The organism is Candidatus Mesenet endosymbiont of Phosphuga atrata (assembly GCF_964020175.1).
In the GTDB taxonomy this organism is placed as follows: domain Bacteria; phylum Pseudomonadota; class Alphaproteobacteria; order Rickettsiales; family Anaplasmataceae; genus Mesenet.
This window is the reverse complement of sequence record NZ_OZ026541.1, coordinates 318,094-341,678: the sequence shown is the minus strand read 5'-3', so window position 1 is coordinate 341,678 and position 23,585 is coordinate 318,094. Positions and strand designations below refer to the sequence as shown.

24 protein-coding genes, 1 tRNA gene, 1 other RNA gene and 2 pseudogenes are annotated in these 23,585 nt (G+C 31.1%); 9 read left to right on the top strand and 19 right to left on the bottom strand.

Features of this window, described 5'->3' with window-relative positions; genetic code table 11:
* Positions 1-10 precede the first annotated feature (10 nt).
* Together AACL09_RS01665 and AACL09_RS01660 are read right to left on the bottom strand one after the other, a co-directional pair.
* Positions 11-913 (bottom strand): hypothetical protein, encoded by a 903-nt coding sequence (locus AACL09_RS01665; protein ID WP_339048399.1) that lies wholly within the window; start codon positions 911-913, stop codon positions 11-13.
* 72 nt (positions 914-985) lie between these two features.
* Positions 986-1,873 carry an aspartate carbamoyltransferase catalytic subunit gene (locus AACL09_RS01660; protein ID WP_339048398.1) on the bottom strand — a complete coding sequence of 296 codons (888 nt, stop codon included), beginning with the start codon at positions 1,871-1,873 and terminating at the stop codon, positions 986-988.
* A 68-nt stretch (positions 1,874-1,941) separates the two neighbouring features.
* Here AACL09_RS01660 and AACL09_RS01655 point away from each other — a divergent pair, with 68 nt between their 5' ends.
* The 4 genes and pseudogenes from AACL09_RS01655 (at position 1,942) to AACL09_RS01645 (ending at position 5,869) form a co-directional block, all read left to right on the top strand.
* Positions 1,942-3,624, top strand: a complete 1,683-nt coding sequence (locus AACL09_RS01655) for a GspE/PulE family protein (protein WP_339048396.1) — start codon at positions 1,942-1,944, stop codon at positions 3,622-3,624.
* Positions 3,625-3,735: 111 nt separating this feature from the next.
* Positions 3,736-4,185: a hypothetical protein gene (locus AACL09_RS01650; protein ID WP_339048394.1), complete on the top strand. Its 450-nt coding sequence runs from the start codon at positions 3,736-3,738 to the stop codon at positions 4,183-4,185.
* A 98-nt stretch (positions 4,186-4,283) separates the two neighbouring features.
* Positions 4,284-5,050 (top strand): annotated as a pseudogene (locus AACL09_RS06345) (IS481 family transposase); the annotation flags it as partial.
* A gap of 699 nt (positions 5,051-5,749) precedes the next feature.
* Positions 5,750-5,869 carry a transposase gene (locus AACL09_RS01645; RefSeq protein ID WP_410519821.1) on the top strand — a complete coding sequence of 40 codons (120 nt, stop codon included), beginning with the start codon at positions 5,750-5,752 and terminating at the stop codon, positions 5,867-5,869.
* Positions 5,870-6,112: 243 nt separating this feature from the next.
* Here AACL09_RS01645 and AACL09_RS01640 read toward each other — a convergent pair whose 3' ends face one another.
* From AACL09_RS01640 to AACL09_RS01605, 8 genes are all read right to left on the bottom strand, one after another.
* Positions 6,113-7,066 carry a hypothetical protein gene (locus AACL09_RS01640; RefSeq protein ID WP_339048392.1) on the bottom strand — a complete coding sequence of 318 codons (954 nt, stop codon included), beginning with the start codon at positions 7,064-7,066 and terminating at the stop codon, positions 6,113-6,115.
* A gap of 100 nt (positions 7,067-7,166) precedes the next feature.
* Complete coding sequence (locus tag AACL09_RS01635) at positions 7,167-7,859, bottom strand: 16S rRNA (uracil(1498)-N(3))-methyltransferase (protein WP_339048390.1); 693 nt, start codon at positions 7,857-7,859, stop codon at positions 7,167-7,169.
* Entirely contained in the window at positions 7,852-8,319 is a 468-nt protein-coding gene (gene bcp / locus AACL09_RS01630; RefSeq protein ID WP_339048388.1) for a thioredoxin-dependent thiol peroxidase, read from the bottom strand. The genes AACL09_RS01635 and bcp overlap by 8 nt, the downstream gene beginning before the upstream one ends.
* A 54-nt stretch (positions 8,320-8,373) precedes the next feature.
* Entirely contained in the window at positions 8,374-9,390 is a 1,017-nt protein-coding gene (locus AACL09_RS01625) for a glycosyltransferase (protein WP_339048386.1), read from the bottom strand.
* Positions 9,391-9,511: 121 nt separating this feature from the next.
* Positions 9,512-10,048, bottom strand: a complete 537-nt coding sequence (locus AACL09_RS01620) for a hypothetical protein (RefSeq protein WP_339048384.1) — start codon at positions 10,046-10,048, stop codon at positions 9,512-9,514.
* A 77-nt stretch (positions 10,049-10,125) separates the two neighbouring features.
* Entirely contained in the window at positions 10,126-10,719 is a 594-nt protein-coding gene (locus tag AACL09_RS01615; RefSeq protein ID WP_339048382.1) for a riboflavin synthase, read from the bottom strand.
* Between the two features lie 66 nt (positions 10,720-10,785).
* Positions 10,786-11,082 carry a DUF2610 domain-containing protein gene (locus AACL09_RS01610; protein WP_339048380.1) on the bottom strand — a complete coding sequence of 99 codons (297 nt, stop codon included), beginning with the start codon at positions 11,080-11,082 and terminating at the stop codon, positions 10,786-10,788.
* A 1-nt stretch (position 11,083) separates the two neighbouring features.
* On the bottom strand, positions 11,084-11,485 hold the full coding sequence (locus AACL09_RS01605) for a hypothetical protein (RefSeq protein ID WP_339048379.1): 402 nt from the start codon (positions 11,483-11,485) through the stop codon (positions 11,084-11,086).
* Between the two features lie 109 nt (positions 11,486-11,594).
* Between AACL09_RS01605 and AACL09_RS01600 the strand changes: the two genes are divergently transcribed.
* The 3 genes from AACL09_RS01600 (at position 11,595) to AACL09_RS01590 (ending at position 13,522) form a co-directional block, all read left to right on the top strand.
* Positions 11,595-12,581, top strand: coding sequence for a class I SAM-dependent methyltransferase (locus AACL09_RS01600; RefSeq protein WP_410519808.1), 987 nt, complete (start codon positions 11,595-11,597; stop codon positions 12,579-12,581).
* A gap of 109 nt (positions 12,582-12,690) precedes the next feature.
* Positions 12,691-13,024, top strand: a transfer-messenger RNA (tmRNA) gene (gene ssrA, locus AACL09_RS01595).
* A 21-nt stretch (positions 13,025-13,045) separates the two neighbouring features.
* Entirely contained in the window at positions 13,046-13,522 is a 477-nt protein-coding gene (locus AACL09_RS01590; RefSeq protein WP_339048377.1) for a ClpXP protease specificity-enhancing factor SspB, read from the top strand.
* A gap of 193 nt (positions 13,523-13,715) precedes the next feature.
* On the opposite strand, the gene AACL09_RS01585 is transcribed toward AACL09_RS01590, so the two are convergent.
* From AACL09_RS01585 to fabD, 3 genes are all read right to left on the bottom strand, one after another.
* Positions 13,716-14,624, bottom strand: a complete 909-nt coding sequence (locus tag AACL09_RS01585; RefSeq protein ID WP_339048375.1) for a P44/Msp2 family outer membrane protein — start codon at positions 14,622-14,624, stop codon at positions 13,716-13,718.
* A gap of 86 nt (positions 14,625-14,710) precedes the next feature.
* Positions 14,711-15,439, bottom strand: coding sequence for a phosphoribosylaminoimidazolesuccinocarboxamide synthase (gene purC / locus AACL09_RS01580; RefSeq protein ID WP_339048373.1), 729 nt, complete (start codon positions 15,437-15,439; stop codon positions 14,711-14,713).
* A 63-nt stretch (positions 15,440-15,502) separates the two neighbouring features.
* Positions 15,503-16,456 (bottom strand): ACP S-malonyltransferase, encoded by a 954-nt coding sequence (gene fabD / locus AACL09_RS01575; RefSeq protein WP_339048371.1) that lies wholly within the window; start codon positions 16,454-16,456, stop codon positions 15,503-15,505.
* A 132-nt stretch (positions 16,457-16,588) separates the two neighbouring features.
* On the opposite strand from fabD, the gene AACL09_RS01570 reads away from it, so the two are divergent.
* Positions 16,589-16,678 (top strand) — tRNA-Ser (locus AACL09_RS01570).
* 70 nt (positions 16,679-16,748) lie between these two features.
* Here AACL09_RS01570 and AACL09_RS01565 read toward each other — a convergent pair.
* Positions 16,749-18,785 (bottom strand): aldehyde dehydrogenase family protein, encoded by a 2,037-nt coding sequence (locus tag AACL09_RS01565; RefSeq protein ID WP_339048369.1) that lies wholly within the window; start codon positions 18,783-18,785, stop codon positions 16,749-16,751.
* Between the two features lie 308 nt (positions 18,786-19,093).
* Here AACL09_RS01565 and AACL09_RS01560 point away from each other — a divergent pair.
* Positions 19,094-19,649 (top strand): annotated as a pseudogene (locus tag AACL09_RS01560) (IS630 family transposase); the annotation flags it as partial.
* A 157-nt stretch (positions 19,650-19,806) separates the two neighbouring features.
* On the opposite strand, the gene pth reads toward AACL09_RS01560, so the two are convergent.
* From pth to AACL09_RS01535, 5 genes are all read right to left on the bottom strand, one after another.
* The gene (pth, locus tag AACL09_RS01555) at positions 19,807-20,352 is read right to left on the bottom strand and encodes an aminoacyl-tRNA hydrolase (RefSeq protein ID WP_339048367.1); all 546 of its coding nucleotides are present in this window, start codon (positions 20,350-20,352) and stop codon (positions 19,807-19,809) included.
* On the bottom strand, positions 20,352-20,966 hold the full coding sequence (locus AACL09_RS01550) for a 50S ribosomal protein L25/general stress protein Ctc (RefSeq protein WP_339048365.1): 615 nt from the start codon (positions 20,964-20,966) through the stop codon (positions 20,352-20,354). Before AACL09_RS01550 ends, pth begins: the two co-directional genes overlap by 1 nt.
* 228 nt (positions 20,967-21,194) lie before the next feature.
* Positions 21,195-21,725, bottom strand: a complete 531-nt coding sequence (locus tag AACL09_RS01545) for a demethoxyubiquinone hydroxylase family protein (protein ID WP_339048363.1) — start codon at positions 21,723-21,725, stop codon at positions 21,195-21,197.
* On the bottom strand, positions 21,700-22,176 hold the full coding sequence (locus tag AACL09_RS01540) for a disulfide bond formation protein B (RefSeq protein ID WP_339048361.1): 477 nt from the start codon (positions 22,174-22,176) through the stop codon (positions 21,700-21,702). The genes AACL09_RS01545 and AACL09_RS01540 overlap by 26 nt, the downstream gene beginning before the upstream one ends.
* A 252-nt stretch (positions 22,177-22,428) precedes the next feature.
* Positions 22,429-23,343, bottom strand: a complete 915-nt coding sequence (locus AACL09_RS01535) for an AEC family transporter (RefSeq protein WP_339048359.1) — start codon at positions 23,341-23,343, stop codon at positions 22,429-22,431.
* Positions 23,344-23,585 lie beyond the last annotated feature (242 nt).

The following is a 23,585-nucleotide window of genomic DNA, read 5'->3' as shown; positions in this document are numbered from 1 at the left end:
ACTAAATCAATTATATGTAAGCAAAATCTGTAACAAAAGATTCTGGTATTGTATTAAAAGTAGTATTACTGTGTAAGTTTTCACACACGCTTTTTTCTATATTAAAAAGATTTCCTACATTCTGAGTTTTATCGAGGTGCCCAATACCGGCAATTGGATAGGCTCTACCTTCTAAATTAGTTAGACCTAAATAATATGGATATTTATCATTACTATCATTAAATAAAGCCAAAGTTAAATCATTTTTATCTGATATGGAAAAGCTTATATCTGCGGGCCAATAATGATAGTAAAAACTTGAAATGTTACGATCATCAATATCAGCATATATACCATAGCCACAATATAGCTCTCCTATAGGTTTCGTTTGATCATTAATTCTATAAAAATCTGCAGTAAAGAAACTTTTGCCATCAACTTCTACTTCCTTACCTGTTTTATCCTTCATTACGTGTCCTTTTTTGACAATAAAAGATATATTTTCATTTGCATGTTGTTTAAGATCATTGTTTTCCAAAGTAGGAAAATGCTTTTTATCTATTAAAAACGGATTAGCACTAAGCACACCATTTTCATCGCAAATAGCTAAGTTATAGTCATCATTTTCTACTTTAACTACTTTTAAAAATATATCACCATCTTTTCCTAGTGGTATTTGTTCTATATTTTTTATCCCTCTTGAGTAAAAATCATTCATTCCAAATTGATCACCATAATAAAAATACCATTGTGTAGAAAAAGTGCCTATTATCTCGTCGTTTAACTCTATATTTGCTTCATAATTTTTAACCAACTGATCATAAGGATTCTTAGTGGTAGCTATGTACTTTCCTTTTGTGATCTCTAGCGGTATATATTTTTGTATATCTGGGTGTTTTGAAAAAATATTTGCATTGCAACTTGAGGTTTTCATAATACGTTACTGTAATTAATTTTTTTAATTATATCTTTAGAATATTAACTTTATATTAATATTTTAACTATTTTAGACAGCAAAATAATGTAGCACAGCCTTCCTTATAGCAAGCCCAAATTCTACTTGCTTTAAAATGACTTCACTACTATTTGCCAATTGGTAGCTAATTTCCTTTCCTCTATTAACCGGTCCTGGATGCATTATAATCATATCATGTTTTGCGTATGATAACTTTTCTTCATCTAAGCCATATAAGTGAAAATATTCTTGTTCTGAAGGAATAAAAGCACCCTCTTGCATACGTTCCCGTTGAACTCTAAGCAGCATTAGAACATCGATATCTTTTATGCCTTCTTCTAGTGAATGACATATTGATTCTACTTCAGGAAAATTGCTACATATAAGAGTTGGCGGTCCAATTATACTAACTTTTGCCCCTAGTCTACTTAGCAACCTAATGTTTGATCTTGCAACTCTGCTATGCAGAACATCACCACATATTGCAATTTTTAACCCTTCTATTTTAGATTTAAAATGCTTTATTACTAAGTAATCAGCCAGAGCTTGCGTTGGATGTTCATAGCTACCATCACCAGCATTGATTATACTGCATTTTGTGCTTTTTGCCATAGTAGCCATAATACCACTACATCTATGTCTTACAATCATAAAATCTGGCTTCATTGCATTTAGCGTTCTTACTGTATCCACTATAGTTTCTCCTTTGCTTACCGAAGAAGAATCAACTGGAATGGTAATAACGTTTGCACCCAAATCTTTTGTAGCTATTTCAAAGGAAGATAGAGTACGAGTTGAGCTTTCAAAAAACAAGTTAATAATTGTTTTTTGCTTTAATATATTGCTTTTTTTACCATTTATGTACTCCCTTCCCAATTTTATTATTTCATCAATATCCTTTAAAGATAAGTCAGATATTTTAGTTAAACTTCTGTGCATCACAGCCATTTAGGTAAATAGTAACTATTTTATGTTAAATAAAGACAATTGCTAGGGGTACTTTTTTTATGAAAAAAAATAACAATGGGTATTCTTTAATTATTTATGAGCTGTTAGCTCAAGGTCTGATATCACAAGATCAGTTAGACATTGCTATAAGAATTCACAAAGAATCTCAAGATAAAACGCTAGAAAGGATTTTAGTTGAGCTTGGGTTTACCACAGACAATACACTAAATAGCATTTTAGCTCCCTCAGATCTAAAAGATTTCGACCTTAAATCAGTTATAATTGATCCATATCTAATAAAACTAATTACGAAAGAAAAAGCTTTAGAGTACAAAGCTTTGCCAGTTTTTGCCAAAGAAAATAATATATACATTGCTCTACCTGACGTAAATGATATAACAACATTAGATAAAATAAAACGCTGTTTACCTCAAGAATATAACAAAATTACACCAATCTATGCTTCAGAAGCTGAAATAATACAATTAATAGATCAATTTTATGGCTATGAAATGTCTATTAACAGTATACTACAAGAAATAGAGAGTGGTACTGATAAGAGAGAAGAATTAGAATCTTATGAGAATCCCACAGTTAGGCTAGTTGATGCAATACTTATAGATGCGGTTAGAAAAAATGCCTCTGATATTCATCTTGAACCAGAGCAGATGTTTATTAGGCTCCGCTACCGTCTAGATGGTTACCTGCAGCAAATATGTAGTTTTCATAAAGATTATTGGAACGCTATCTTAGTAAGAATTAAGATTTTATCTAACATTAACATAGTAAAAAACAGAACTCCACAAGATGGTAAAATAAGTTGTAATATGTTTGGACGTAATATAGATTTGCGTATTTCAACTCAACCTACTATACATGGAGAAAACGTTGTTTTGCGCATACTAGATAGAGAACAAGCTCTTCTTCCAGTAAATGAACTAGGATTTAGTGAACATAATCAAGATTTAATAACAAAGTTACTGAAAAAACCTGAGGGTGTAATTATTGTAACCGGACCTACAGGTAGCGGCAAAACTACAACTCTTTACTCGCTGCTTAACCAAATAAACTCTACACAAATAAATATCATGACGATAGAGGATCCAGTTGAATACAGCTTGCCTACAATCAGACAATCAAGCATGAGTGAAATTGATAATATGTCTTTTACTGACAGTATTCGCTCAATTATGAGTCAGGATCCAGATGTTATCCTTATTGGTGAGATAAGAGATCAGCAAAGTGCAACTTCCGCACTGCGTGCATCAATCACAGGTCATAGAGTATTTACCACTTTACATGCAAGTGATTCAGTAAGTGCAATACTTCGTTTAAGAGATATCGGTGTACCAGTGTACATGCTGTCTGGGTCAATTACATGCATAATTTCTCAACGTTTAATGCGTAGGTTATGCGTAGATTGTAAGAAACAGTATCCTGCAACAGATGAAGACTGCTCTATTTTAAATATTAGCAAACAAGAAAATATCTATTGTCATACTGGATGTGAAAAGTGCTTTGGTACTGGTTATAAGGGTCGCGTAGCTATATGCGAGGTTTTATCCTTCGATTTGAGTCTTGATGAACTAATTACATCCGGTACTAGTTACAGGTCAGTTGTTCAATACATAGAACAAAGGGGCTTTGTTTCTATTTTGCATGATGCACAACAAAAAGTTCTAACTGGAATATCAGATATAGATGAATTAGTAAATGTGGTTGATGTAACTAAATTGCTTTAGTTTAAAATTTTTATTTTTATATTGACAAAGCTTTACTATTATTAATAACGTAATACATTAATAGTAAAGTAAGTAATATATCCTAAATAATATTATGAATTTCTTAAAACATTGCAAGAAATATTCCTCATTACAAATTCAAAAGAGGTAAAGATAACAAAAATAGACCAAGGAATTATTTGTTTTCAGAATGAAAAAGGTGATAATGTTGAAATATCTACAGCGCATGATGTAGCTCAATATTGCTCTAATGATTATAAAAATCGTAAGCTTTTTACGTATGATGGAGTTAAAATTCAACCAATAGGTAAGGGTAATGATGAAAGCATTAGTAAGGTATCTCTTGTTTATAATCAAGAGGAGATAAACTTTTTTTCTTTTATAATAAATTGCCTAGCTGAAGATTATAAAAACTCTAAAAAGAATGAAGAATTAAAGAAGACTCTTAATGTTACGCAAGTTATTTCTTATTTAGAAAAACTCATTATTGATCCTATCTATACTAGAAAATTATATGATTATATAAACCCTGAAGATTTAGGTGTATTAAATAAAACTTGAACTGACACTTAGAACAAAAAAATAACAAAAAATAAGAGAAATGAATACAATACAAAAAAAATACTAAAACTAGGATTTTAGCAAAACAACTAGGAAATGTGTCACAAGCGTATGGGATATTCAAATTTTATCGCTTCAAGGAGTTATACGAAAATGGAGGAGATTACATAAGATAAGTAAGAAAGTTTGCAAACAGAGTCTCTGAAGATGTAGAAAGATCTGTATAGCAACAGAATTTCCAGCATATAAAAAATGAGCTGAGAAAAAAATAATATCTGAAGGTGGATAGTTGAGACTTTTAAGAAAAGACTTAAAGCACTAGAAGCAAAAAGATGGAATAATTCTAACAGCTTTAGAAAAAGTGAAAGAACAAAGATGATAAAATTGAAACACAGGTTATCTGGGTTCTCAGGATACATATTACGTGGGTAATATAATGGGCGAATTTACCAGCTAGACCTTTATCGATACTTATTCTCGTTTGCTAAGTCGATAAGACAGCAATTACCTCTTGCTAAATGATAGCCATTCTTTGATATTGCGCATTTTGACTGATAGAGGTACAGAATATTGCGGTAAGCCGGAAAACCATGCTTTATTTGGGAATTGAAAACATTGATCATTCCAGAACTAACTCTGCAAACTAATGGCATATGCTTCACAAAACTATGCAAATCATCTTTAGAAATATAGTTCTTTAGAAGACCTACAAATTGATGTTGGTTGCGTTCTTACAACGAAACAATCAGACAAATATTGCTATGATAAAACGCCAATGCAAACTTTTCTTGATATATTGCTTTTTAGAAAAATATTAAATCAGGATTCTGATAGTATATTTAAATTCTTCTGTCAGTTAATTCGTCACTGTCAGATTAAGTGGTGTCTGGTACAGTTTATCGCAATTCTCAGAGAAAATATAACATGAGGTTTAATATTATTTCTGGAACTTGAAGCATGGTTTTTTTGCTTTGGCCTAACTCATACCTCGTTACTATAGTACTTTCCAAAGTAAATGATAAAGGTATAATGAACAATTTTAGAAGAGGGAAAATGGCATACAGTGTAGATTTAAGAGATTATCTTTAGTTGAAAAAGAAAGGCTGAGGTTGCGGAGCTTTTAGAGATAGGAATAGCGACGATGGCTAAAAAAGAAAGCAGATGGTTAAAACCAGCAAAAAATGGTAATTTTATCCGAAAAATAGATCCCTAGAAGAATATGTAAAAAAGCATCCAGCTGGCAGAGATGAAATTGGTTTCGGAATAAGCGCAATTTGGTACAACAGCTAAAAATCACATTAAAAAAAATTTATCAAGAGATGAAAAAGATTTATCGAAAAAATTGCCAAAATAGACCAATCGTATATATAGATGAAGCTGGAATTGATAATAGATTATATAGAGAGTATGGGCGGGCGCCAAGAGGTGAGAAGATACATGCACTGGTAAAAGACGAGAACATAATAGGATGGAGGAAGATTTCAATGACTGTTTACTGGAGGTTGTGACAAAGAGGTGCTTAATCTGTGGTTAGAAGAAATATTATTACCACAATTACAGTGCGATAGTTATCGATAATGCAATAAAACCGCTAAAACAAAATAGAAAACTCTATCTTCCTCCATATTCTCCTGATTTAAACCCCATTGAACATTGCTCGCATACCATCAAAAGTTACCTCTAATGCATCAACATTTCTTCTTCTTGTTGGTAACTCTATTATTTAGGTTTATCGTTTCTTTTAGGAAAGACTATAATTCGTCACTGTCAGATTAAGTCTTGTCTAGTACATATAAATACTCCTTTTCTTACCTTAAATTGAGTTTTGTCAATAAGCCCTTAATATTTAGTACAAAAAATGAAACCACTAATTTTTGTTAACATTACTTTTAAGACTGCGTATCAACTTTTCTGAAGTTGTTTAAAATTAAACAATATTAAGGCCACTCCCTCTGAAAGGTTGTACTACTCGCGCTTCCTCTAAACTTGAATTTACCTTCTGCCTATATATTTCTATCATATCAATATTACACTCACGTAAAGAATTATTAATTTTTTCAAGACGTTCTTCCACTTTGTTTAGTTCGGATTTTTTATTTAAGTCTACACATGCATAACCAAATGATGCACTTTGTGATGAACCTAAGTTAGCTTGCGTCATATCTATAGAAAATGATAGAGCATATTTTGCATCATTACCAAATAAATATGTAGCACCTGTAGGAAAGTTAAATTTAACATTATCTAATTCCTCAGCAAAAAGGTTATTGGGATATTGCCGGATAAGATTTTTAAAAGTCTGCATACCTGGGACTTCATTGTTTTCATTTTTATATACAGAATATAATGTTCCCCCTTTTTCAAGATATTTGCGTATTCCTTCTGCCCTCCTTGTTACTGTTTCTAAACGTTTTGGATCATCTTCTATCTCTTTCGTTACTACTCCTTTCTCTATTTTTTTGGGATCTGGATCAGCTCTTAAAGGTGTAGCAGGGGTTGGTGTATGGATGATGCCAACGGAACATCTGATTTTTCCACTTTTTAGGAATGAGGTGATAGCATTTTCACTCGCTGCTTGCAAATTTACAAATAACGGCCTCAGGTGCTGATCATCGCCTTCATCTTTTATTACTTTTTTCTCAATAACTTGATTCCATAACTCTATGGTATCATCCTCTGCCAATTTTTTTAGCTTCTCTTTCGTCTTATTTTCAAATTCTACAGTCAGACTATATCTTTGAGTTAAACTTTCAGAAAAAGATGCTTCTAATCCTTCAAGATCGCTAAGAGTAGGAGAAGACGCTACATTATCACTTGAAGAAGAATACTCTTGTAATATTTCAAAATCACTTTCTGACTCAGAAGTTTTTCTTGCTAACATATTCCCCCAACTTAAATATTATATTGATAATAACATAAAAAAACTAAATATCAATCTTTTAAAAATTTATAATTTAGTATGAATTAAGCAGCATTTTCTTTTAAAAATGGTAATTAACATATGCTAAAGCTGCAACAACAGCTGTATCTACTCTTAAAATCCTTTTACCTAAGCTCATTTTCGTGCAAAAACTCTCGGCAAAACTAAGCTCTTTTGATGAGAATCCTCCTTCTGGACCAATGATCAAGGCAACGTTTTTTTTATCTTTTAAGATCTCATGCGGATTTTGCCCCCTGCCGGTTTCATCACAAAGTACAAAATATCTATCATTTATAGATTTAAGTTCAGTAAAAGAAATAGGAGGAAATATTTTGGGAACAGTTAGGCGTTCGCATTGCTCTGCAGCCTCAATCAGCTGCAATTTTATTCTTTCAATGTTAATTTTTCTAACCACTGTGTGTTCTGTATATACTGGATGCAGAGAAGTCACTCCCATCTCTGTAGCCTGTCTTACTATATTATGCAAAGCAGTACTTTTTACAGGTGCAAAATATAAAGATAAATCTTGCTCATATTCTTGATTAGCAATAGTTTCTTTCAGCTTTATTATAGATTTATTATTTATAATATCTACTTCACCCAGCCACAAGCCATCTTTGCCATTAAAGAGTAAAACGTTGCTATGCTTTTTAACACGCATTACATTTATGAGATAATGGTTTTGTGCAGGGTTTAAAAATATACTAAAATCTTGACCTAATTTTTCATCAACATAGAGCCTGATTTTACTCATTTTTTATTTCTTTGAGAATTTCCAGCACATGTCCGTTGACTTTTACATTTCTCCAAACCTGCTTAATTCTGCCAGATTTATCAATCAAAAATGTAGCTCTTTCTATCCCCATGTACTTCTTACCAAACATACTCTTCTCTACCCAAACCCCATATTTTTGCAAAACTTCAGTACTTTCATCAGAAATTAAATAAAATGGCAACGAGTATTTTGTTTTAAAATTAATATGAGATCTAACACTATCTTTTGATGCACCAATTACAATCGTATTCAACCTAGAGAATTCTTCTATATTATCTCTAAAATCTTTAGCTTCTATGGTGCAGCCTGGTGTATCATCTTTAGGATAAAAATATAAAACTACATTCTTTTGATCATAAAATTCATCAAGTGATATAACCTTACCATTATCTGCAGGCAACTCAAATTCTAGTGCTTTATCTCCTATTTTTAATATCATATCAAACTTCGTTTATATTTTTTAATTTCTACAGTATATACCTTTTTTACTACTTTATGGCAAATTAGTTAATTTTCTTAATTGTTCTGGATCGTTATAATTGATATCATAACGATCCCCGTGTTTCATCCTAAGCTTTACAGTTGGTGGCACTTCAACACCATAATCAGAAATCATTGGCTTATAAATTTTTGAATGTAACCTTTCGCTGGGAATTTCTCCTCTCATTTCCCATTCTATATGATCTTCTTTTTGTTTAGCGTGCCAAACAAGTTTTGTTTGCATAAGAAATTCCCATATTAAATAAGAATTCATGTAATCTATCATATAACTCTGCAAAATACGAATGCGTATATGATCAACTGGATCTGAATCTACGGCAATGTCTAGTTTACCAGTTATAATGCCTTCTACTTTATTAATCAAAAATTCTTTCATTAACTTATCAAAATAACTATTTTTTCTGTTAGTTTTAGCAAAAAAATTACCTAATGCATGGGCGTTATCATTATAATAATAAATATTGAATCCTTTCTTACTCTTTATATCTCCTATTGCTCCAATGACTTCAGTGTCAATATCAAAGTAAATACCTCCTATAATATTGATCAGTGGAAGCTTCATTAGATCAGCAGCCAGGCAGTATCTACGCGTTCTTTCACCATAATCAAAAAAATTTGCTGTAAATATTTGATCAAGTAGATTGTAGATACGTTCATATTGCTTATCCAGTTCCATATCATACACATCAGTCTTCCAAAGGTTTTCTGTGTTATCATTTCTAACCAACTCAATCCTTGCCTTAATGTCATCAATACTGATAGCTTTTATACTATCAATATTCTTTCTATTATTTTTTGGTAAGTACTTTTTGCTATAAACTAGAATTACATCTCTAGTTTTATTTGTATCTGTAGTTCTCTTAAGGTTGTTAAAGAATTTTGGTGGAATATCACTACCAAGCCAAACAAAATATATTGGCAAATTATCTGAAACGACATGATCATTGTTCTTTAATATAGTTATATCAGTAGTAAGTAATAAAATTGCTATACTTAGTATATTCAACATAGTTATGTATTTTTACTAAAGTATAGCTATGCATTTAAAATTAAAGAAAAGGTAAAATTAAGATTTATTTAAATATATACCTATCTTCTAGCCTTTCTTAACTCAGTTATATAATGTCAATTTAAACATTAACAACGTTATTATTGTATATATGATCAATCCTTTTTTTAATTAGATCTCCAATTTTTAGTTTATATAGGATTGCAGGTTTTCCTTCTGGATCTATATTTTCTTTATTCAGTACTTGCTCATTTGCACTGATTATCTCATGATTTTCTTTACGTAGCACTTGATCTATCGTCCCTGAGTTCACACTCATATCTATACACTCCATCATTTCATCTGCAACTTCCTCTGCAGTTAATTCTTTCATTTCTTGCTTTGTACTACCTATATACTTTTTATCATGCAACTGTTGTTCTGAAAGCAATGTGTGTAATCTCTTTTCTTGTTTTTTTTCTACTTCAATTACTTCTGCTATAAGAAGAGTTTCAAGCACATTAATATGAGTATTGAGCAGCTGTTCATTTGAAAGTAACTTATGCAATTTTTTTTCGGTTTTTTTAATCTTTTCCTTAATTTTACGCTTTAAATCCGTTTGATTTAAAAGGTTATTTAAAAGATTTCCAGAGTAAACTTGTTGTTTTTGTACCTTCATTATTAGATCCCCCTATGTTATAATTATTTTATAATTAACATATATTTTCTAATAAAGCTATAGTAAAATTTACTCTATTATCTACTTTTTAAATATTTATTGATATACTTGGCAATTAAATCGATCTCTAAATTTACCTTACCATTAATATTATTATATTTAAATGTAGTGTTATTCCATGTATGTGGAATAATATTTACGGAAAATTCACGCTCTTTTAGTGAATTGATTGTAAGTGAAACACCATCGAGTGCAATAGAGCCCTTCTCTATTATGAATCCTGATAATCTTTCAGGGTAATCAAATATTATGACATGAGAGTCTAATCTTTTTTCTATTGATAAAATAGTAGCAACATCATCTACATGACCTTGAACAAGATGGCCATCAATCCTATCACTTAGTCTCATTGCCTGCTCTAGATTGACTCTTTTACCTATGTGCCAACTATTAATATTAGTGACTCCAAACGTAGCCTCTGATACATCTACAAAGAAGCTCTTATTATCCATAATATCAACAACTGTTAAGCAAACTCCAGAACATGCTATTGAGTCACCAACTTCAATAGATCTTAAATTTGGAGCTTCAATGCAAAACCGTTTATCTAGATTATCTCTTGCAAAAATGTTAGTGATGATACCTATGTTATATATTATGCCTTTAAACACACGAAACCTTTGAGAGCTATAATGCCCCATATCATAAGATTGTTGGAAAATCAACTATCTCAAAATTTATTTACTGTCTGAATCATTAGGCTTTGCATTATTGTGTGTTGATACAGTTATAGCGTAAACACAAAGGTCAGAAAAAAGTACACCATTTTTTTGGGCCAAATCATATAATTTTTCCAAACTGTTCTTAATCTTAGTTGGTATACTTCCCCCACGTTCCTTTGCTAACCAACTATCTTGGTGATAAATAGGATGAACATCAGGTTTTGGTTCACCTATATATATTGAGAAAGGTATACTTTGGTCACCAAAATTACATGGTACTGTAAATTTTTTTATAAAATCTGGTAGAGACATGCTATCCTCTTCCTCGCTTTCTACTTTTCTTAAGTTTAGTATTATCTTTTTGTATATTAGGTAGCGATTTAATCTCATCAATAGATGTTGACTGATTTTTAAGATTATTGATCATTTTATAAATATCATGTTTACTCAACTGCGATTCTTGAGCTACGTACACACCATAAGCAACCATTTCTTGAGCGTGAAATAATACTTTTTTCACCAAATCTAAATCACCATTGAGCATTGCAATAAGTGTATCATATGCCTCTTGCAGAGTTAAACCATCACCAGTGTTGATGACTTGATTACCATTTTCTATAGTATAACTCACCTTGTTTATACTATCATCCATACCGCTTTTAAGGTTATCATGATAAACGGACCCTTCGATTTTTAACGTAAGTGCATTAACCATACAACGTTCTATTTATAAAATAGGCTAACATAGTTTATTATAAAACTTACAATGAAGTTAGTCTATCGTTTTATTTTACCGTGTAATGCTTATAAAATAATTAATGCTCATGATAAATACATACCTTAAAAATCTGATAAAAGAAAAAGGTGCCATATCGATATATGAATTTATGAATATAGCCTTATATCATAACAAGTATGGGTACTACATAAAGAAGGTGCCACTTGGCAACGATTTCATCACTGCACCTGAAATTAGTCAGTTGTTCAGCGAAGTAATATCAATATGGCTTATGATGTCATGGGAAAAAATAAAAAGTGATTTTATTTTAGTTGAGCTTGGTCCTGGTAGAGGAACGTTAATAAATGACATACTTAGAGTTACACAGAAATTCACAGAGTTTTATAATTCTATGTCGGTACATTTAGTAGAAATTAGCCCAACTTTAAGGCACATTCAAAAACAGAACTTAAAAAATTTTCAGGTGCATTGGCATGATAGTATTCATACTTTGCCGGAAAAACCAACGCTTTTTATTGCCAATGAATTTTTTGATTCTCTACCTGTTAAGCAATTTATCTACAATCAAAATAAGTGGTATGAGAGTAAAGTCACAGTTGAAAATGATATTTTTAAGATCATAAAGCAGAAGGTTAAAGAACAAAAGGAGGAATTGCCTGACAATGCAGTGATAGAAGTATGCCAAGCAGGAATGGAAATAATAAAAGAAATAGAGAGAAAAATAAAAAAAAATAAAGGTTCAGCATTAATAATAGATTATGGTTATTTAAATCCGCCATATAGAAGTACTATACAATCTATAAAAGCACATAAATATAACGATTTTCTTAAAAATATAGGAGATGCAGATATTACAGCGCATGTGAACTTTAAAGCTCTACAAGATTGCCTACAAAACACAGAAACAACAATAATGACTCAAAGAGAATTTTTATATTCCTTTGGTATAAGAGAGAGAATGCATGTGCTGATGCAAAATGCTACTAGTGAACAAAAAGATCAAATTTTAAAAGGATTTTTAAGAATTATTGAAAGTATGGGTACATTATTTAAAGTGATGATTATTCAGTAATGATAGGCAGCTGTTACCAAAACACCATATCATTTATACTAGTAGACTATTTTTTAAGTAAAAAAGTATTAAAATATTATATAATAGAATTTAGCCTTAAGAAGGATCATATATTGACATAAAGAACTAAATAAGATATAATAAGACCGTATTTTATAAGAATACTATAGCAATAAAAGCACTTTATAATAGGTGTAATGGACCCGAGGGCAGTTCTCGGCGTCTCCACCACTTTTATATGGGGACGAGGTAGGATCGACATGCATAGTAAAAAAAGTAGCCATTGCTCGGGAAGACATCTCCGTAAGAATTCACATTTTAAGTGCAAACGATAATTTTGCAAGTGAAGGAAGTGAGTCTGCAGTTGCTGCATAATTCAGCACAATAGACTTATTACTTTGCACGGTTTTAGGGAAAGCACCGGGTAACAGAAGTCTTTCCCTATTTATGTTAAGTAAACGCTAATGAGTAATGTAAATTATAATAAATTAATCAATATTATGATGTACATGATCATTAGGGATGCACTTAATATCATATCACTGAATAAATCAGAGAATTATCATGTTAGAATGTCTTTTTTGACAAATGCAAACAACGTTGTAATACCGGATTATTTAAAGAAGGAATATCCCAACGAAATGCCCATTGTTCTTCAACATCAATTCGATGATTTAGTAGTGAATGATTGTAACTTTAGTATAGTTCTAAGCTTCTATGGTAAAAAAGAAAGAATAGTAGTGCCCTTTGTAGCAATCACTAAATATGTAGATATGAATTGCGATTTTTCAGTGAGCTTTAGTGAAAGGCATGCAGATGAAATTGAAATATTTCTGAGTAAAAATTGTTTTTTAACTACGCAAATACAAAACATTGAAAAGCAAAATACCTCACAAGCTGATAATATTATCTTTTTGAATAACTTTTTAAAAGATAGTTAATATTACTATAGAATTTTTAATTTTCTACATATCTCTTAACAATTGTAGCAAATATCATTAGGCACAGTATTTAATATCATTAATAGGGCAAAAATTACCATTTATAGAAAATTAAAGCTATAAGAAGAAATAAAAAATGACAAGATCACTCATTTAAGTGACCTTGCCAAAAAACTAATGGATTAATTTAATTTTAGAAATGAAGTATTAAACCAGCCTCAACTCCAGCCACAGCAAATTTATTTTTAATTGCTGCAGTGGTTGATTCCATACGTCCAGCATATTGATTAGCACCAGCAGGAATTTGATATAACGGCTTAACTTTGTTAAACTTATCACCTAATCTGTTGAAGAAGCGGTAACCAACAAAAAATTTTGCATTAGGAGCTACTGTGTAACTAACACCGACTTTACCTTGGTAAGCAAAGTCATATTCTACTATTTTTAAATGCTCAATTCTGGTTACACCACAGCCAATACCAACGTATGGAGCAACTTTAGAATTGCCTTGTAAAGGCCAATCATAATAAACGTTAAGCATACCAGCAACATTGTTAAAGCCTTCATTTTTCATCTTGAATGTAGCTCTATATTCTTTGTTACTGCTGTTATCAATATCACTAACCCAATCTAAATTAGCACCAGCACCATTTGAAGTTGCATCATCACGTATTAGCTCAACTTGCTTAGCCATTTCCCTTTTTTTGTTGTCCTTATCATCCTTCTCTACATAGCCATCATCTTTAGTGTTAACTTGAGAATAAAGCACTTCAAATTCACCTCTAAAACTTCCAGAAATATCTGGATGTTCTATCGAGCACCCAAAGGGAATAATACTAGCTGCAAGCCCTGGCTTATATTCAGGACGATATACACCTACCTCACCATTTTTGTTATAGTAACCGATAATTTTCTCTGTTTTAGCTCCATTTGCATCTTCCTTGCCATCAAACTCCCCTATGCTATTGAAGAACTCACCATTATAATGAGCGCTAAAGTACTTTGAAAGAGTAACAGGTGCAGAAAAAGAATGGGTGGGAATAAATGTAAGAAGAGTGACCACCAAACCCTTCGATAAAAAATCTTTATAAGAAATATTCATAATTTTACTTCCATTAGTTTCATAGTTTTTTTACTTTATAATTAGTTAACATCTCCATGTCAATAAATATCTAAAAATTTATAACCTTATTTATGAAATACTACACCTAATCTTTTAGCCACTTCTTCATACATCTCTGTTACTTCACCAAGCTCTAAACGATAACAATCCTTATCAAGCTTTCTGCCAGTTTGTATATCCCATAAGCGACAATTATCAGGGCTTATCTCATCAGCAAGAAGAATTTTACTATCCTTATCACCAGTCATTAATTTACCAAATTCTAACTTTAAATCAACAAGTTTAATACCAGTTGCAAAAAATAAATTTACAAGATAACTATTTACACATAACGCTAAAGATTTTATCTCATTTATTTCTTCCTTAGTTAGCCACTTAAAGTGTAAAATATGATCCTCATTTACCATTGGATCAGCCACACTATCATCCTTATAGAAAAATTCAATTATCGGTAATGGAAATTGCATTCCTTCTGAAGTGTTAAAACGCTTACAAAAACTTCCAGCAATAAAGTTACGCACGACTACTTCTAGTGGAATAATTCTAACTTTTTTTACTAACTGCTCTCTTTCATTTAATATCTTTACAAAGTGCGTACTAATTCCAGCTATCTCAAGCTTTTGCATTAAAGCTGCACTGATATGGTTATTGATTATTCCTTTGCGATAGATAGTATCAAACTTTTGCTTATTAAAAGCAGATATATCATCCTTGAAATGTTGAATTACATAATCAAGATCTGAACTAGCGAATATGATTTTTGCTTTTCCTTCATATATCTTTTCTAGATGCATTGTTTATAGAGAAAAATTCTCTTCATAGTACTATGGCCTTTCCTCAAAGTAAAATTTAAAAGTTTATTCCACTAATAAAAAATCAGAGACAAAATCATGAACATTATTTGAGCTACTAATGCTTCTGGTATCAATGCTGCTGCTGATTCTTTTTACAAGATTAGATAAAACTTGGCCAGGACCGATTTCAACACATTTTTTTATTCCTTTTTGTGCCATATACAATATAGTTTCTCTCCACCTAACTCTACTTACTATTTGTTTTGTTATTAAACTCTTTATTATTTGTGGATCGTCTTCTTCTTTTGCTGTAGCGTTAAAGATTATAGGAATAGATGGTTTATTTATTTGAATATTTTTTGTAAAATCTGCTATAATATCATAAGCAGGATTCATAAATCTAGAGTGAAAAGGACCGCTAACTTGTAGTCTAATCATCCTTTTTATATTTGAATCTTTCATCGCACTAATTAACTGCTTAATAGCTGATGTTGAGCCGCTAACCACTACTTGCCCACCACCATTATCGTTTGCAATTTCACATGCGTCATTTAGCTTAAGAGAATTCAGCAGCCTATCAACTTCATCTGTCTCGGTGCCGAGTAAAGCAAGCATACCACCTTCACATTGAGATGATGCTTCACACATTGCAGTGCTACGCACTTGTAATAACCTTGCAGCAGATGCAAGACTTAATGCTCCAGAAGCACAAAGTGCCGTATATTCACCAACTGAGTGACCACACATATAACTTATTTCTTTGTCATAAGAGAAGGATTTACCAAAAAGATGTTCAATGACACGCAAAGTTGCAATTGATACTGCCATTAGCGCTGGCTGGGCATTTTCTGTGATTGTTAATTCTTCAATAGGACCATCAAAAATTATTTTAGACAATTTCTTTCCTAAGATATCATCAACCTCATGAAAAACTTCTCTAGCAATTGGATAAGCGTTATATATGTCCTTTCCCATGCCTACAACTTGAGAGCCCTGCCCTGGAAATACAAAAATCATAAGTTTTTAAAAATTTATGTTAATTTAATTAAACAGCTATAAACTAAAGTAGTCAATATTTTAAAATTCTAACCTGAAGCTTTTTAAATTTGACTGTAGCAAAATTTACAATTAACATCTAATAAAACAATAGGAAGGGTGGCCGAGAGGCTGAAGGCGACGGTTTGCTAAACCGTTATACGGCTTTAAATCGTATCGAGGGTTCGAATCCCTCTCCTTCCACTGTACCTTAGTTGAATATTTAGGTAGTCATCATAGGTAAAGTGTAGCACTTAATTTAATAGGGCACATTTTAAATTTGTACTGCATTTTCTATATTCTCGATACTTGCCTGACTTAGTTCATTTTTTGTATTAGCCTTACAGCTTACTTTATTACTTGTACTTTCTGGTGCATTAAATTCTATTAAGCTCATTACTTCAGAATATTCATGATTTTCCAATAACTGAATTAATTTTTGTTTTATTTCCTCTTTTCTTAAACCTTTATAGCGTTTTTGTAGAGATATAGAGACTTTTTCACTTTTATCAAATAATCGTATAAACTCTTTTCCCCACTTCTCTGGGTACGATCTACATTTTTTTGCTAAATTAGATAATTTCTCCCCTCCCTCTTTACCACCAACAAAAGCTTGCTTTCTATAGAATGATGGTAGTATGCAAGCCCAGAGTATTTTGTCATAAATTATAGGACTGCTATGAGAAAGAGAAATCTTTACCTTTTTAAGATTTTCTACTGCTGACTGTAAGACTTTATGAGTCATTATCTCACATGGATATTTCAAATCAGGTTTTAGATTCAAACTATATTGAAATGCAACTAGCCATTTCGTAAAGTTAATTGTATTTACTACATCAGCTTCTTTAAGACAAATAAAGGTATCAATATCACTTTCTTTTCTCCTAAAAGTTCTTTTTGCTATGCTACCAAATATAAACGCAAACTCTATATTGTTAGCAAAAATGTTTTTTACCTGCTGTTTAAATTCATATTCTATTTTTAGCATAAAATCTACATCCGAGCCAGGTATCTCTCTTAGCATTAAAAAACTTTGAGCTTGCAAATTGTCTATTGTTTTTTTATTGATCATCAGTTCTGTTATTACTTCTGGAATGAGGATAGGCAAAGCTTTGCTAGATATTTTTCCGTGTGAATTCTTAAATATCACAGCTGAAGCACCTTTGCTATATCCACCGTAAGCTTTAGTACCTATTTCCACATCATGAATAGTTTGGTTATTTAAAGCTATTCCTACACCATTTTTAGTATTAACGTTATCTTTAAAAAGGATTGCATCACAATTCGATCTGATATACCGGCTATTGCCATATAGTGATACGTACATTTTATTATATTGATATCTTCCATTTTCATCCTGAAAATATAATTTTAATTCTTCATCTTCTCCATATTCAATAATAAATGCTATAGGTCCAAATACTTCTTTGAAATTTACTTGTTCTGTAATTTTTGATAATATAATTGTTGGATGCACAATAAGATTATCATAATCTACCTTGCCACCATATATTACATTGTCTTTATTATCACCAATTATCTTTTCCAACCTTTTTAGTTCACTTTTTTGATGTATTGATCCTATAAATGTATTTTTGTTTGAGAATTCACCTACTGCTAATTTAGAATACTCATTTTTAAATTTTTCAATAAACTCATCAGCAATTTTTTTATGTATAAAAATTGAGTCTGGTCCTGCACAATCTTGACCACTGTTGAAGAACTTTACAAATATACTGTCTTTTACAGCTTTATTGATATCAGCATCTTCCGCTACAACTACTGGATTATGTCCTGAACCATTAAAAATTAATATTGAATTTTCTGGCATTACTTTTTCTATTTCTGCCTTTGTTGTGCCTCTACCAGTAAAAATGATTACCCTCGATTTCTTTACATATCTTTCTATAAAATCATCATGTTCATCTGAAGTTATACTTACACTTGGAAAATATTCTTTTATCTTTAAAATATCATATAGGTTTTGCATAATTCCCAACTGACGCAAAGTAGTATTTGGATGTACATATAATTTCTCAGTAATAAATCCAGGAATCAATGCAAATATTACTAGCGAATATAAAGGAAGGTTGGATGGCATGAATACAGAAATAACGTCAACTTTTTCTTTAAAGTATTGCTGATTTCTGTCTATATCATTAAGTATACGTATGCATCGTTCAATTTCATACCGAGCTACATTATAAGGTTCGTATTGAATTAAGATTTTTATTAAATTATTCTCTTTTTCTTTTATAATTTTAGCAATATCTATGCACTGTTTTTTAATTAAGTTAAAATCTACATTCATTATATATCCCCCTTTTTCAACTATAAAGCTATAATCTGGTATTATATTATAATAAAAGTGATATATTTAAAAGCAAAAAAGTAATTATTAAGATAGCTAGCGACATATCTTACAACTTTTAATTGAAAAGCTTTTTGTTCTGTAATGTGAAAGTGCTTTAACTTTTGAAAAAAAGGTAACAATAATGTTTGGTGCAATTTAATTTATAAGTTTTATTTTAAGAGTTCATAGCTAATACCAATTCTCATTATACAAGAAGCTAATAGGGAGTAGTAAAAAAAGCCATTAGACAAAATAGCGAGGTTTAAATGGCATTAAGATCAAAATTATTGGATGATAAAGTAGTGGAATCAGCAAGAAAAATGCTGAGGAAAGTAAGAAACAATGCATATGTTGCAAAAAAACTAAATGCTGTAATTGCTGCAAAAAAGCACAGTATAACAGCCGTAGCAAAAATGTGTTGCATTTCAAGAAAGGCACTTACCGCATGGATAAAGCATTTGAAATTTGGAAGAGAAGAAAAATTGTTTACTCCCCCTCAACGTCGTAGAAAAACTAGATTGAATCAGACAACAAGTTGAAATATGGATACAAGAAAATCCTAATATCACCATTAAAGAAATGAGAACGAGAAAGATTTGGTTTGAATATCAACAAATAATATGCAAAGAATGAAATTCTCATATATCATACTAAGATCAGTGCATAGTGCACAAGATAAAAGTAAACAAGAGGAATTAAAAAAAACCTTAATGAGACTATTAATACGTGTCCTGAAAAAGAGTTATTTTTCTTTGATGTTTTGCACATATTCAAAATGAGTGGTTTAAAAAAGGCATCAGTAAGATAAAACTAGGCAAGCAAATTAAATTGATTAAACTCTAACCCTTCACCTTATAGATGATGGTTGTTAAATTTCTACTGATGTTTTAAATCAAAATTAGTTTTTTGGAAAAATTTCTTATGCATACGTAATATTTCCGCAAATTTGCCAATATTTTTCTGCTTTTTACCGAAGGGGCTATGCAAGAGACTTAATGAATGACAACTTATCATCTAATAGTAGCTTCATATTTATAGCTATTTTACTTGCAAGTGAGTTAATATCTTCAATATTTGAGCACTTTGACAGCACATAATTAGCAAGATCATCTTTATTTTCTGGTTTGCCAATACCAATTCTTAAGCGCCAGTAATTTAGACCGATAAAATTATCTAAGGACTTAATTCCGTTATGCCCTGCTGAACTTCCACCCTTTTTAATTTTTACGCTGTTTGGTTTTAAGTCAGCATCATCATGTATAATAACTATATTATCTAGTGGTATTTTATAAAAGTTTAGGATTTGCTGCAAAGGTTTGCCTGAATTATTCATAAAAGAATAAGGCTTAAGTAACATAACTTTATCTGAACTGACTGTTCTAATTGATAATAGGGAATCAAATTTTTTCAAAAATGTAGGAAAAGACCAAGCTCTAGCAATAACATCAATAATAATAAAACCCACATTGTGATAAGTATATTGATACTCACTACCAGGATTACCAAGCCCAACAAGCAGATGCATTATGGTTGCTGTGTTGCCTCTGTTTTATCAGCATCAGTATCAGTAGAAGAAATTGCTAAAATTGTAGTATCATCTTCCTTTAATTCCAACTTTATATTTTCAGGAAGTTTCATCTCACTTGCATGAATTGATTGACCTATCATCTTCCCTGATAAATCCACTTCTATAAACTCTGGTATGTCTTGAGGAAAGCATTTAACTGTAATTGTGCGATGCAGTATGTTCAGTGCCCCTCCCAATTTAATGCCGGGACATTTACTTTCATTAATAAAATGTAGAGGTACATCCACCTTAATTTCTTTTTCTGTATCAACAAATTGAAAGTCAACATGCTGGACTGTATCTTTGACAACATGCCGTTGGATGTCACGCATTAAAGCGTACTCATCTTTGCCATCTATATTCACTTTTATTAGATGGCCAGAAAGGAACCCAGATTTATATTTTTTTATAAATTCACTCATAGATAGAGCTAAACTTATAGAATCTCGCCCTTTTCCATATATCACTGCTGGTATTTTATCCTGCTTACGTAAACGCCTTACTTCTCGCTTTCCTTTTAAGGAATCATCCCTTGTTTGAGCATTTATTACTGCTATCTCTTGCTGTACCATCTCTTATGCTTAATATAATTACTTATAGTTAATTTCTTTTGTATTTGATTTTTTGTCAATGAATTTATTATTTGTACATGAAATCGTATATTAAGGTCTCTTAAGTATATAATGTTATAACAAAAATTGTGAATGACTGTTTTTACGATTGGTAAAGAAAAAAAATAAGCTCTATCTTTAGGAGAAAAATTTGTTTTTAGAGCGAACAGTATAAAAATAACCAAAAACTTATATTAATTTAGATAGAAAAATTGCAACCTTACATGTTTTTTTAATAAAAGCAGATAGTACATCATAGCAAGGAGCATGTTCAGCACCATGTTCGATAGCAATATCACGATGTTCTAATTCTTCATCACGAAATTTACTAACAGACTCTTTAAATTCACCATCTTCTAAACGTAACACTTGCTCTTTATAATGCTCGCCAATTACTTCTTCAACTGCAGAAGTGCAAGCCATGGCAGCCTTCTCACCCATAAGGGCAGTTACCATGCCAAGCCCTACACCAGCAACATGCCAAAACGGCAAAAACACAGTAGGTCTGACACTCTTTTTTCTCATTTCGTTGTTAAAATAGTAAAAATGTTTTTTTTCCTGCTCCTTCATAGAAGTAATTTTATGGAAAGAAGGAGATTTTGAGAGAATGAATTCCTGACCGGAGTAGATGCAAACAGCACCATACTCACCAGCATGGTTAACTCGTATTGCTTGCTCTAGAAATTTTTCATAACTATTTTTTAAGTTGCTGATTTTCATAAGCGTTATATAGAAATAAATTGATAATTAGCCAAAATACAGAATAAATCAAATTCCACTGTGCAATAGATAACCCTAAAAGAATATGAGGTCTATCACAAGTAGCAACGTAACTAGAGTCTAGCAGGCTACCTTTAATAGCGTCAAAGCTTAGCGTGTCAAATTTTCTTGCGCAACTTAAAATATCAGAAAACCAATGTAATTCTAGCCCTACGTGGTAAAAAGAAATTATAGCACCTACAGAGTAGGAAAAAAACATTATGTAAATTACAATTTTATATGTTCTAAGTAAGGAAAACAGTGATAACATCATAACCACAAAATATGGTATGCGTTCGTATAAACAGAGCTTGCAAGGTATAATACCAAATACAAACTGAAGTAAATACACGGAAGCCAGTGCAAGCAAGCTAGATAGAAAAAAGGTCAATTGTACTTTTTTACTGAACATGAATAATTCCTGCGTAAACCTTCCTTCAGTATAGATCTATAACCTAAATTAGTGAATAGATAATTTATTTTGCAACTTTTAAGATAAAATATAAAAAAAGTTCTAGCCAAACGATAAATAAGCTATATATTTAAAAAAGCTGTAGCTAGCAAACAAATCGTATCCCCCTACTTTATACTAGCTACAGCAACTATATTACAATTATTTAGCATTAGTATTAATTAATATATAATTTAAGAGAAAACTTTTAATCTAATAGAGAAGCAGGGAAATCATAAGTGGTACATAGAATAAACCTATTATGCTACTAATAAGGAGCACAATAGTGATTCTATCAGGTTGATAATTTAAAACATTAGCTATAATTATTCCTGATCCTGATATTGGTACTACTGCAAGTAGTATCAATGCTTTATATATGTTATTGCTATATAATTTTAGAGTTGCTTTATCTAAAAGAATTAAACCAAGTACAACCAAAGGCCAAAATACGTATTTTGTAATTACAGTAACAAAAACAAGCTTCCAATCTATGTTAAAGCTTTTTATATTTGATACACATATGCCAAGCAGCATAGTCCCCAGTATCATAAATGTACTTCTGATATTTGTCATGAAATCGAATAAAAAATCTGGCATAGAGAAATCAAAACAATGCATTACAAGGCCAGCAATCATAGCATATGAAGATGGTATTTTTGCAAGTTTTATTAAGCATTCTTTCGCAGTATATATGCCGTTTGCTGCTATGTAAAAGCCTATACTATTCTCAAAAAGCAACATACCAACATAACATACTATATATATTGCTATTGTCTTCTCATCAAATAAAGCAATAGCTACAGGTAGCCCAAAATACCCCATACTTGTGCTCCCAGAGCTGAAAGCTAGTATATTTCTTGTATTATCTTTATAAAGTAGAGCAGAACCGCAGTAAACTATCAGTGATATTGTGCTGCCTATAAACCATATTAAAATTGGTAGAGAGATAACTTGAATATTTAGTTCGGTTGTTGAGATACCATTTAATACAACAAGCGGGCTCATTACATAAAAAAGTATATGAGATATACTATTTCTATCAGCCTTTAGATACTTTCCTGCTATGTAGCCAATCAGCATTGTAATATATAATGGAAATACTTTAAGTAAAAGAGCAGTAAACATAGTTCTAATCTAGCTTAGTTTTTTAATAAGCTTATTTTCTATAAATTCAATTACTTTATCTTTTTACTAAATTCCATTTCAAGACAGTTCCCATTAAACACAATCATTAACTGCATAAGTTGTTATTTCAGTTTTAATCTTATGTTTATGACAGTTTGACATTTATTTTCACTGGAGTTAAAATCAAAAATAGCAAAACTATTTGATTATAATATGTACTAAATCTGATATCAATTAGTTAA